Annotated in this window: 8 protein-coding genes; all 8 read right to left on the reverse strand. The window is 45.6% G+C overall.

Going from position 1 to position 11,933, the window contains the following annotated elements:
- Positions 1-27: 27 nt before the first annotated feature.
- Positions 28-963 (reverse strand): methionyl-tRNA formyltransferase, encoded by a 936-nt coding sequence (gene fmt, locus DS742_RS03030; RefSeq protein WP_117415551.1) that lies wholly within the window; start codon positions 961-963, stop codon positions 28-30.
- A complete protein-coding gene (gene def, locus DS742_RS03035) occupies positions 963-1,457 on the reverse strand; it encodes a peptide deformylase (protein ID WP_117415552.1) in 495 nt (164 codons plus the stop codon). The genes fmt and def overlap by 1 nt, the downstream gene beginning before the upstream one ends.
- A 17-nt stretch (positions 1,458-1,474) precedes the next feature.
- A complete protein-coding gene (gene priA / locus DS742_RS03040) occupies positions 1,475-3,703 on the reverse strand; it encodes a replication restart helicase PriA (protein WP_117415553.1) in 2,229 nt (742 codons plus the stop codon).
- Between the two features lie 23 nt (positions 3,704-3,726).
- Positions 3,727-5,091: a UDP-N-acetylmuramoyl-tripeptide--D-alanyl-D-alanine ligase gene (locus tag DS742_RS03045; RefSeq protein ID WP_117415581.1), complete on the reverse strand. Its 1,365-nt coding sequence runs from the start codon at positions 5,089-5,091 to the stop codon at positions 3,727-3,729.
- Between the two features lie 115 nt (positions 5,092-5,206).
- Positions 5,207-6,685 (reverse strand): UDP-N-acetylmuramoyl-L-alanyl-D-glutamate--2,6-diaminopimelate ligase, encoded by a 1,479-nt coding sequence (locus DS742_RS03050; RefSeq protein ID WP_117415554.1) that lies wholly within the window; start codon positions 6,683-6,685, stop codon positions 5,207-5,209.
- 13 nt (positions 6,686-6,698) lie between these two features.
- The gene (locus tag DS742_RS03055) at positions 6,699-8,369 is read right to left on the reverse strand and encodes a formate--tetrahydrofolate ligase (protein WP_117415555.1); all 1,671 of its coding nucleotides are present in this window, start codon (positions 8,367-8,369) and stop codon (positions 6,699-6,701) included.
- Between the two features lie 50 nt (positions 8,370-8,419).
- Positions 8,420-11,146, reverse strand: a complete 2,727-nt coding sequence (locus DS742_RS03060; protein ID WP_117415556.1) for an FtsK/SpoIIIE family DNA translocase — start codon at positions 11,144-11,146, stop codon at positions 8,420-8,422.
- Between the two features lie 61 nt (positions 11,147-11,207).
- Entirely contained in the window at positions 11,208-11,900 is a 693-nt protein-coding gene (locus tag DS742_RS03065; RefSeq protein ID WP_170313346.1) for a ClpP family protease, read from the reverse strand.
- Between the last annotated feature and the right edge of the window lie 33 nt (positions 11,901-11,933).

Consider the following 11,933-nt stretch of genomic DNA (forward strand, 5'->3'; position numbering starts at 1 on the left):
CTTTCCCGGGAATACGGTTTGTATTCGTTATAAATGTTTAAAAACAGTTCCATTCTCTATCTGGTAACCGCGGAGGAAAGCACCGATATCCATACGTTTCTTTCCCTGCAGCTGTAGTTCTTTAATAGACAATCCGCCTTTTCCGGTTTTCACCACCAGATGATTTTTGCTGGTTTCCACCACCTGGCCGCAGACTCCTTCATATTCCTGATCTACCACATCTGCATCCCAGAGTTTCATTACTCTGCCATCCCAGTCTGTGTAAGCACTTGGCCATGGGTTTAATCCCCGGATCAGCCGTTCGATGGAGACGGCATCCATGGACCAGTCAATATCACCCATGTTTTTTTTGATCATTCCCACATAGCAGGATTCTGCATCATTTTGCTTCTGTAAAACAGCAGTTCCATCTTCTAACTTCTTTAGCGTTTTTACAATGAGATTTCCGCCGATCTTACCGAGCTTATCATGAAGGCTTCCGCCAGTCTCTTTCTTATCCAGGGAAACTGCTTCCTGGTCAATCATCTCTCCGGTATCTATAGTTTCCGCCATCATCATAGTAGTGATACCGCTTACCTCTTCCCCGTTTATAACTGCATACTGGATGGGAGATGCACCACGGTATTTGGGAAGCAGAGATGCGTGAATGTTGACACAGCCAAATTTCGGAATCTCCAAAATGCTTTTTGGAAGAAGCTGTCCAAAAGCCGCAACTACCATCACATCCGGCTTTAAGTCTGTCAGTAATTTTACAAATTCCGGGGCTCTCGCCTTTACAGGCTGATAAACAGGAATTCCATATTCCAGAGCTTTTTCTTTAACCGGTGACACGGAAACTTCCTTCCCTCTTCCCTTTGGCTTGTCCGGCTGGGTCACTACAGCCAGAACATCATGTCCTGCCTCTACCAGTGAGCAAAGGGCAGGAACAGAAAAGTCAGGGGTGCCCATAAATATAACTTTCATCAATATTCCTCAACCTCCTCGTTCTCTTCTTCCAGAGTCACATCCTCGATTTCCCCTTCTACCTTATCCACAAAAAGCTCACCGCTTAAATGGTCGCATTCATGGCAGATGGCGCGGGCAAGAAGTTCTTCTCCTACCAGCTCAAAGGGCTGCATATCGGCATCAAACGCTCTGACTTTCACATGATTGGGTCTGGTGACTGTTCCGGATTTTCCTGGTACACTTAAGCAGCCTTCCGGTCCGGTCTGTTCGCCATCTGTCTCTATAATTTCCGGATTGATGAGGACGTACTGGTTGCCGTCTTCCACATCAATGACTACAATCTGTTTTAATATTCCTACCTGGGGAGCTGCAAGTCCTACGCCATTAGCCTCATACATGGTTTCAAACATGTCTTTGATTAAATCAGTAATTCTTGGGGTAATCTCCTTCACAGGCTTACATTTTTTTCTTAAAATTTCATCTCCAATGGTTCTAATTTTTCTAATCGCCATTCTCTTTATCCTCTCATTTACGAAAAATCATATTGGATCAAAACTTGTTCAAACAATTCGGGATGATTTTCAGAAAAACCATCAATTTGATCCCTGATTTTAATTAGTATATCATAGTTTTCTTGTTTCAAGTATAAAATTTTTCTATATATATCATTAATTTTGTAGACGGAAGCCTCCACCGGACCGATGATCTGCACCTGCCGGGGTTCTCCCAAAGCTGCTGCAAATACCCCTGCTGCAGCTGCCGTTTCCGTAAGGACGGATTCGTTGCGTGATGAAAACTGAATGGTTAAAAGCCCGCTTGCCGGGGGGTATTTCATCAGGCTGCGAAATGCCATCTCCTGTTTATAGAAGGTCTCATAATCCTGGTTTGCCGCAGTAACGATGCTGTAGTGTTCCGGACTGTAGGTCTGAATGACCACATCTCCGGGCTTTGAATCCCTGCCGGCCCTGCCGGCTGCCTGGGTCAGAAGCTGAAAGGTCCGCTCTCCCGACCGGTAATCCGGCGTATTTAAAGACAAATCAGCTGCCAGAACCCCAACCAGTGTCACATCCGGGAAATCGTGTCCTTTTACAATCATCTGTGTCCCGATGAGAATATCTCCTTCATGTTCGGAAAATGCAGAAAGTATGGCTTCGTGTCCGCCCTTTTCTTTGGTCGTATCCATATCCATACGAAGAATTCTGGCCTGGGGAAACATCTTTTTTGTCATCTGTTCAATTTTCTGGGTTCCCACACCAAAGTTTGCAATATAAGGAGAACCGCAGGAAGGGCATTTAGACGGCATGGGAATGGTATGTCCGCAGTAATGACAGACAAGACGGCTGTTGTTGTGCAGCGTCAGTGTCACATCACAATGGGGGCAGCGGATCGCTTCCCCGCAGGAGCGGCAGGATACAAAATTGGCATAGCCTCTCCGGTTTATAAACAGCATGACCTGTTCTTTTTTCCTTAGCTTTTCTTCCATCAGCATCTGTAATTTTCTGCTGAATATGGATTTATTTCCGTCCTTTAATTCCTGCCTTAAATCCACAATTGATACATTTGCCAGACTGCTGTCTTTTTTCGCCCTTTCTGTCAGACGAAACAACTGGTATTCGCCTCTCAGTGCCCTGGAATAAGCTTCTAAAGAAGGGGTTGCCGAGCCCAGTACTAAAGATGCATTCTCCATCTGTGCCCTTTTAGCAGCCACTTCTCTGGCGTGATATCTTGGTACTGTCTCACTTTTATAGGCGCTTTCATGTTCCTCATCAATGAGAATCAGCCCCAGTCTGGAAAAAGGTGTAAACAATGCGGATCTTGGTCCGATCATAATATCAATATCACCATTTTTAGCACGTTCAAACTGATCGAAACGCTCTCCAGCAGACAAACGGGAATTGATGATGGAAACCCGGTTTCCGAATCTGCCATAGAAACGCATCACGGTCTGATAGGTCAGCGCGATTTCAGGAATCAGAACAATCACCTGCCGGTCTTCTTCAATTACCTTTTGGATTAAGTCCATATAAACTTCTGTTTTGCCGCTGCCTGTAATGCCATGAATGAGATAAGTTTTCCGGATGCCTTTTAAATAATCCTGGCAGAAAGAGTCCACAATCATCTGCTGCTCTTTATTGAGCCGGAGATTTCTTTCTTCCTGTCCGTCTAACTGAATAGGGTTGCGGTAAATCTCTTCTGACTCAAGGCAGATCTCGCCCTTTTCAATCAGCGGTTTTACTGCCGATGCGGAAAGATTCATCTGGTTTACTGCTATCTCATAAGGAATTACCGGGTTGTTAAGCAGCGCCGTAAAGAGCCTGACTCTCGCCTTGTAATTCTTTTTTTCCGCTTCTTTTAACGCACAGCCTAACTGTTCCCGGTCCAGGAGACTTCTTATAATCTTTTTTTCTTTTGGTTTCACTTTCTGTTTTACCGGCAGCACGGTTTTCAGTGCCTGGTTCATGGTGGATCCATACTGTTCTTTCAGCCACCATGCAAGGGTAATCAGCCTTGATTCCGCCGATACCCCGTCAGTCACTATTCCCCCGATTTCTTTTATCTTATCCGGATCATAACCGGCCTGGGCCGTAATTTCCACCACATATCCCTTCCGCATGGTATTTCCCCTTCCAAAAGGGATCAGAACCCGGGTGCCGACGGAAATATCCTTAAGCAGATTCTCCGGAATCCGGTAATCGAAGGTTCTGTCTACTTTTTCATGAGAAATGTCAATGATGATCCTGGCATAGTTTTTTGTCATTCATTTCCTCCAGAGGCACACTGTCAGTGAAACTGTTCTGCTACCTGCCCCAGCTTCATGCTGTTGGAGCCCTTAAACAGTACACAGTCACCTGCCTTTAACTCTTCCTTTAAATAAGCAGTTAACGGTTCCTGTTCCATAAATTCCTTTACTGTGATATCAGGGGCATTCTCCTTCACCGCCCTGGCAATTTCTCCTGCCAGTTCTCCCAGTGTCACCACACAGTCAACGGGGTGTGCCGCAATATAGGCGCCGATTTCATAATGAAATTCCAAAGTACGTTCACCCAGCTCCTTCATGTCAGCCAGTACGGCTATCTTCCTTTTTGCCTTCGTAACGGAACCTAAAACTTCAAGTCCCGCTTTCATGGAGACAGGACTGGCATTATAGGTATCATCAATTACAGTGAAGGTTCCTGTATCATAGATCTGCTGGCGGTTTTTAAACCCGGTAAAGCTTCCAAGAGACTTTGCCGCCTCTTCCATGGGAATGCCGTTTTCTGCCGCAACTGCCAAAGATACCATGGCATTTAAAATATTATGGCTTCCCATAACAGAAAGCCGGACGGGGACTTTCTTTTCTTTATGCACTGCCGTAAACACGGGAAATCCATCTTCCAAATGTATATTAACGGCTCTGTAATCACAATTTTCTCCAGTCCCGTAGAAAACCGTTGTGCAGCCTTCCTTTGCTTTTGTATCTTTTAACATATCATCATCCCCGTTTAAAAAGAGAATTCCGTTATCGCAAAGGCCATCCTGGATGGTAAGCTTTTCTCTGTATATATTTTCCCTTGAGCCCAGCTGTTCAATATGCGCCACTCCGATATTGGTTATGACAGCCATATGTATTCTGGCGATTCTGGCAATCACGGTGAGTTCTCCCGGTTCGCTCATTCCCAGTTCGATGACGCCGATATCATCTTCCGGCGTGATTTCGCAGAGAGTGATGGGAAGTCCCACCTGGCTGTTGCTGTTGCCCGGAGTCTTATAAACCTGATAACGGGAAGAAAGCGCACATGCCACCATCTCTCTGGTCGTTGTCTTTCCCACACTTCCTGTTATACCTATGAGGGGAATGGATAAACGGTTTCTGTAAAAACTGCCCACTGCCTGCAGTGCTTTTTTCGTATCATCCACGCGTATCCAGGGCTTTTCTGAATCCATGAAATCATGCTCGCTGGTTATAACAGCTGCTGCTCCATGCTCAAATGCCTGATGGATAAAACGATGGGCATCCACCTTTTCCCCGATAATGGGTACGAATAAATCATTCCCCTTCATAGTTCTGGAATCGATGCTTATGTGATCCAGAACAGTATCTTCCCTTCCGCAAAGAAGTGTTCCGCCTGTAGCCGAAAGTATATCCTTCACTGTCATGTCTACCATGTTTCCTCCGTTCCATGTCCGCTCTAAGCGCACATTCCTGCCATCTTTCGTGGAAATGCCGAAAGCCACATTTCCTTTTCGGCCTCCGGCATTCTTATCTTATGGCAATTTTAATTTATTGTCGGTTTATAAATTCAGAGTTCTCTACTACGTTTAAGATCTCTTCCCTGTCTGAGAAATGGTGGCGCTCACCGTTTACTTCCTGATAGTCTTCATGGCCTTTGCCTATTACTGCAATCATATCTCCGGGCTGGGCATGTAAAATACTGTAGCGGATCGCTTCTCTTCTGTCAGGAATCTCAATAAAGGTTCCCTCTGTTTTTGAGATACTGCTTCTGATATCTGCAATAATGTCTTCTGTTTTTTCAAAGCGGGAATTGTCAGCGGTCAGAATCGTAAAATCTGCCAGGCGGCCTGCACTGTCTCCCATGGAATAGCGGCGGTCTTTGGAGCGGTTTCCCCCGCAGCCAAATACGCAGACCAGACGCCTGGGCTTGTAATCTCTCAGTGTTTTTAAGAGGCTTTCCATACTGACTGCATTATGTGCATAATCTACAATAACGGTACACCTTTCAGAAGAATAAACAATCTCCATTCTTCCATTTACACTTAAATGCTCCAGTCCATGACAGATCTTTTCCTTAGGCAGATTAAGAAAGCTTAAAACACTGACAGCAGCCAGAGCATTGGCAACATTAAATCTGCCTGGTATATTAACCCGGACAGCCAGTTCATAGGCTCCCTTTACATCAAATTCAAGGCCTACAAAATCAGACTGGGCCACATAGCGGATGTTCTCCGCCTTAAAACTGGTCCCTGCTTTATCAAGGGAAAAGGAATACAGGCGGCAGGCAGCATCTTTGACAACCTCATCATAGTGCTCGTCATCCCCATTCATAATGCCCACTTCGCAGCACTGGAATATCTTGGATTTATAAAATAAATATTCTTCAAAATTCTCGTGTTCATCCGGTCCGATATGATCGGGAGAAATATTGGTAAATAATCCATAGTCGAACACCAGGCCATCCACCCGGTGCATCTTAAATGCCTGGGAGGAAACTTCCATTACCATATACTCACAGCCTTCTTCCGCCATTTGATAAAAAGCTTCATGAAGCTGATAAGATTCCGGCGTTGTATTGGCAGTCGGAGTCACTTTCTCTCCGATTACAATCCCTGTAGTTCCAATCATGCCCACTTTTTTCCCGCACGCTTCCAAAATTGCCTTTATCATATGGGTGGTTGTTGTCTTCCCCTTTGTACCGGTTACTCCAATGGTCACCATACGTTTTGCAGGATAGTCAAATCTGGCGGCAGACAAAACAGCCAGCGCTTCTCTGGCATTATGTACGAAAATGGCAGTTACTCCTTCCGGCAGGCTCACCCTGCGCTCCAGAACAAGAACAGTCACCCCTTTTTCCACCACTTCCGGTATAAAATCATGGGAATCAACCCTGGTTCCTACGGTACAGACAAAGACGGTACCGCTTCTGGCCTTTCTGGAATCATACACCACATCTTCCACTTCCACATCCAGATTCCCCTGCAGTAATTCATACTCCAGATTCTTTAGCCACTGACTAAACTTCATAAAAACCTCCAAATCAGAATAATCCTGTGATTACTCCGTCATTATTCACATCAATATTATCGGCTGCCGGTTTCTTCGGCAGACCTGGCATCGTCATAATCGCGCCTGTTAAAACAACAACAAATCCGGCACCGGCGCTGACATAAGCATCCCGCACATTAATCTCAAAGCCCTGAGGACGGCCCAGTTTTGTCTGGTCATCGGATAAGGAGTACTGTGTCTTAGCCATACACACAGGCAGACTGCCAAATCCCATTTCCTCAAATTTTCTGATGGATTTTAAAGCGGAGGGCGCATAAGTCACCCCGTCTGCTCCGTAAATTTCTCTGGCAACTGTGCTGATCTTATCCTCAAGACTCATGTCATCGGGATAAATGGGCGCAAAATTGCTCGTTTTGTTCTCCAGTGTTTCAAGAACCTTTTCAGCCAGTTTCACTCCGCCTTCTCCGCCCTTTTCCCACACCTGGGATAAGGCGAATTCACAGCCTTTCTCTTCGCAGAAGTTCTTTACAAACTGGTATTCACTTTCTGTATCTGTTACAAAAGAATTCAGCGTTACAACAACAGGAACGCCGTATTTCTGCATATTTTCGATGTGCTTTTCAAGGTTTACGATTCCCTTTTTCAGTGCCTCTAAATTCTCTTCCTTCAGCTGGTCCTTTGGTACACCGCCGTTATATTTTAACGCTCTGACAGTTGCCACCAGAACAATGGCATCGGGTTTTAAGGAAGCCTTTCTGCATTTGATATCCAGGAACTTCTCGGCACCTAAATCCGCACCGAAGCCAGCCTCAGTCACAACAATATCAGCTAATTTCAGTGCTGTCTTCGTGGCGCGCACACTGTTACAGCCGTGCGCAATATTTGCAAACGGACCTCCGTGGACGATCGCACCGGTATGCTCCAGCGTCTGAATCAGATTTGGTTTCAGGGCATCCTTAAGAAGGGCAGCCATGGCACCTACCGCATTCAGCTGGGCTGCTGTCACAGGCTCTCCGGAATAATTATATGCAACAATAATCCGTCCCAGCCGTTCTTTTAAATCATTCATGTCATCTGCAAGGCAGAGAATAGCCATAATTTCAGAAGCCACTGTAATAACAAAGTGATCCTCTCTTACAAATCCTTCCGCTTTTGAGCCAAGTCCCACCACGATATTTCTTAAAGCCCGGTCATTCATGTCCAGACATCTCTTCCACAGTATCTGCCTTGTATCAATTCCCAGAGCATTGCCCTGGTGAATGTGATTGTCAAGAAGGGCTGAAAGCAGATTGTTTGCAGAGGTAATGGCATGAAAATCTCCGGTAAAATGAAGGTTTAAATCTTCCATGGGAACAACCTGGGCATAACCGCCGCCTGCCGCTCCGCCCTTGATTCCAAAGCATGGGCCTAAAGAAGGCTCTCTTAAGGCGATGATTGCCTTTTTCCCGATCTTTCCAAATGCCTGTCCTAATCCCACAGTCGTCGTAGTCTTTCCCTCTCCGGCCGGTGTGGGATTAATTGCCGTAACAAGAACCAGTTTTCCATCGGGACGGTCCTTTACCTGTTCCCACAATTCATCAGAAAGTTTCGCTTTGTATTTGCCGTAGAGTTCTAAATCGTCTTCTGCGATCCCATAAGCTGCTGCCACTTCCTTAATCGGTATCATCTTCGCTTCCTGTGCGATCTCAATATCCGTTTTCATAAGTATCATCCTCCTTATATGTAAGCAATGGTTTTAAACCTTCTGCCATACTAAAACATCTCTTCAAACTCCTCCATGCTCATGAGCACCTTACGGGGCTTGGTACCTTCCTCTTCTCCCACCACACCTGCCTCAGCAAGCTGATCCATGATTCTCGCAGCCCGGTTAAATCCGATTTTATACATTCTCTGCAGCATGCCGATGGATGCTTTGTCTTTTTCAATGATAAATCTGCCTGCCTGGACAAAATATTCATCCCGGTCACTTCCGCCGCCTTTTGAATCTGCAGCTGCCGGGGCAGAGGCAATCATACTTTCCACCTCCGGATTATAATCCGCTGTCATCCCCTGTTCTGTTAAAAAGTCCACTACCTTGGAAACTTCCGTATCAGAAACAAATGCTCCCTGCACACGCATGGGTTTTGGGTAACCGGCAGGGTAAAACAGCATATCACCCTTTCCAAGAAGCTTCTCCGCACCATTCATGTCAATGATGGTTCTGGAATCCACACCGGAAGAAACAGCAAAGGCAACTCTAGAGGGCACATTAGCTTTGATCAGACCAGTGATGACGTTGACGGACGGACGCTGGGTGGCGATTACAAGATGGATTCCAGCAGCCCTGGCAAGCTGGGCAAGGCGGCAGATGGAATCTTCCACTTCACCTGGCGCTACCATCATCAGATCAGCAAGCTCGTCGATTATGATTACAATCTGCGGCATCTTCTGCGGCTTGTTTTCATCATCAATGTCCTTTAAGCTCTCTACCTTGGCATTATAACCTTTAATCTCCCTGACATTGTACTGGGCAAACTTATTATAACGGTCTGTCATCTCCGCCACTGCCCAGTTTAAGGCTCCCGATGCCTTCTTGGGATCCGTCACAACCGGAAGCAGCAAATGTGGAATTCCGTTATAAACACTTAATTCCACCACTTTCGGATCCACCATGATCAGCTTTACATCATCAGGATCCGCTTTAAAAATAATGCTCATAATCAATGTGTTGATGCAGACCGACTTACCGGAGCCGGTAGCGCCTGCAATCAGCAGATGGGGCATCTTTGCAATATCTGTTACAACTACCTGTCCTCCAATATCTTTTCCCACTGCAAAGGCAATGTTGGAGGAATGCTTCTGAAAGCTGTCCGCTTCCAGGATATCACGTAAAAACACCATGTTGTTTTCTTTGTTGGGCACTTCAATACCAACTGCGGATTTTCCCGGAATCGGGGCCTCAATACGAATATCTGCCGCTGCAAGACTCAGCTTAATATCATCAGCCAGACTTACAATTTTGCTTACCTTAACTCCCTGCTCCGGATGGAGTTCATATCTGGTCACGGAAGGACCGCAGCTGATATTGGTCACAGTCACTCCCACACCAAAATTCTGCAGCGTTTTCTGCAGTTTAATGGCTGTTTCCTTGTATTCCCGGTCAGAAAAAACGGCTGCTTTGCCCTTTTTAAGCAGTGAAAGAGGCGGAAATTTATATTCCTTTTTCACAATCTCCTTTTTCTGACTGATCTGCTGACTCACACTGAAGCCGTCGTCTTTTTGCGACTCTTCCCGTTTCTTCTCCAGTTTCTTCTGAAGCGCCTCCGTATCCGTCTCAATGATCTTGCCGGAAGCTGTTACCACCTGCTTTGGCTCCTCCGGAATTGAAAATGTCTCTCTTGGAATCATCTCGTCAGGTTCCGGCTCTTCAGGATAAAAATCATCTTCCACAACTTCCATTTCCTTCAGAGTTCTGACTTCCTTCTTTATATAGAAAGAAGCCTCATCGGAACCTCTCTGATATGGAACCGCTATATCATCCGGTTCAAATGGCACAGAGTCTTCGTCATCCTCTTCCGGTTCCGGAGATATGCTTCCTCTGAATACATCAGCCGGGTTGGCTTCTTCTGTCTGAACTGCCGTCACTGCAGTCAGCTTACTGGTCTGTAAATCAATCTCATCGTAAATATCTTCACTACCGGTATCTGTATCATCCTCGTAAAGATCTCTCTCAAAATCGGGTTTCTCCGGCTCTTCCTCCTGAACAGCCGAAATCCTGGTGGCATCTAAATTAACCCCCCGCAGTTTCTGTTCTTCTCTCAGCTGTTTTCTAAGTTCCTGCCTTTGGGCATGAATCTCCATATGCATATCCATGTTTTCTTTGGCATGGTGGTATGCCTTTCCGCTTCCGGTCTTTACAATATTAACAAAGGATTTCTCTGTAATGCACACCAGTGATATAATGATTAATACCAGCGTCACCAGATAGGCTCCTACAACTCCGATTATGGAAACAAGCCCTTCCGCCAGCAGACCGCCGACTAAGCCGCCTCCTTTTCCACTGACAGAAGCCTCCAGATAAATATTCAAAAGTCCCGTTTTTTCTCCTGTATTCACACCAAAAAGCAGCTGCAGAAAGCCGCACAAAGAAACCAGCGCAAGAACACAGGAGACCAGTTTAAAAACTGCTCTTGGGTTTCCCTGGTTAGAAATATAGAATGCGGTTCCTGCAAACATCAGAACCGGTGCAATATATCCAATGCCACCGAATATACCAAGCTGCACGCTGCGGAAAAAATCACCTACCATTCCGCATAAATGAAAATTGCTTAAAAACAGAATGGCCGCAGCGGCAAATGACATAATAATTACGACTTCTGAATGGATAAATTCCGGTTCCGGCAGAACCACATTCTTCCTGGTGCTGGTATTTCTCGCTCTCCCGCTTTTTGGTTTTGTCCCTTTTTTTGCTGTTGTCTTCTTCTTTGTTGTCTCAGGCACAATACTTCCCCCTTCTGTCCATTGGTATCAGTATACAAAAAAAACGGGAGAATTGCAACGTCTAAGAGGAAGCAGTTTCCATCAGTTCATATAATTTTTTTAACGCATCCTTAATTCCGCCCACCTCATCAATCAGACCTTCCTTAACGGTTTCCTCTCCTACCAGTACCGTACCCAGGTCCCTGGTAAGCATTTCCGTATTAAGCATAAGCCGTTTTAACTGATCATAAGCAATCTTTGCATGCGAGGAAACAAAGCTTAATATCCGGTCCTGAATCATTTCAAAATATTCATAAGTCTGGGCAGCGCCAATCACCATGCCGGTCATTCTGACCGGGTGAATCATCATGGTTCCGGTAGGAACGATAAAGGAGTAATTGGTGCAGACTGCCAGAGGCACTCCGATGGAATGACTGCCTCCAAGAACCAGCGATACCGTAGGAATGCTTAAGGATGCAATCATTTCCGCAATGGCTAACCCTGCATCAACATCCCCTCCCGAAGTATTTAAAAGGACTAACAGCCCCTCCACGGTATCATCATCCTCTATCTCTGCCAGTTTTGGAAGAATATGATCATATTTGGTAGCTTTGCTGTTGCTTGAGAGATTTTCATGTCCCTCCACTTCTCCTATAATGGTCAGCAGATGGATTTTCCGCTTGCCGGCATTGTCATCCAGCGTCATCTGACCATACTCTTCCAGCTTCTGATCTTCTTTCTGCTCAATATCTTTCTCAGTTTTTTTCTCATCCAGATTTTCTTCTCTGGTTCCTTGCTTATTCTTTGT

Origin of the sequence: Lacrimispora amygdalina (assembly GCF_003432035.1) — a bacterium.
Lineage (GTDB): Bacteria > Bacillota > Clostridia > Lachnospirales > Lachnospiraceae > Lacrimispora > Lacrimispora amygdalina.

Excerpts from the sequence above, each read along its gene's own strand:
- def (WP_117415552.1), bottom strand. The coding sequence starts at position 1,457 with ATGGCGATTAGAAAAATTAGAACCATTGGAGATGAAATTTTAAGAAAA.
- fmt (WP_117415551.1), bottom strand. The coding sequence starts at position 963 with ATGAAAGTTATATTTATGGGCACCCCTGACTTTTCTGTTCCTGCCCTT.
- priA (WP_117415553.1), bottom strand. The coding sequence starts at position 3,703 with ATGACAAAAAACTATGCCAGGATCATCATTGACATTTCTCATGAAAAA.
- DS742_RS03055 (WP_117415555.1), bottom strand. The coding sequence starts at position 8,369 with ATGAAAACGGATATTGAGATCGCACAGGAAGCGAAGATGATACCGATT.
- DS742_RS03050 (WP_117415554.1), bottom strand. The coding sequence starts at position 6,685 with ATGAAGTTTAGTCAGTGGCTAAAGAATCTGGAGTATGAATTACTGCAG.
- DS742_RS03045 (WP_117415581.1), bottom strand. The coding sequence starts at position 5,091 with ATGGTAGACATGACAGTGAAGGATATACTTTCGGCTACAGGCGGAACA.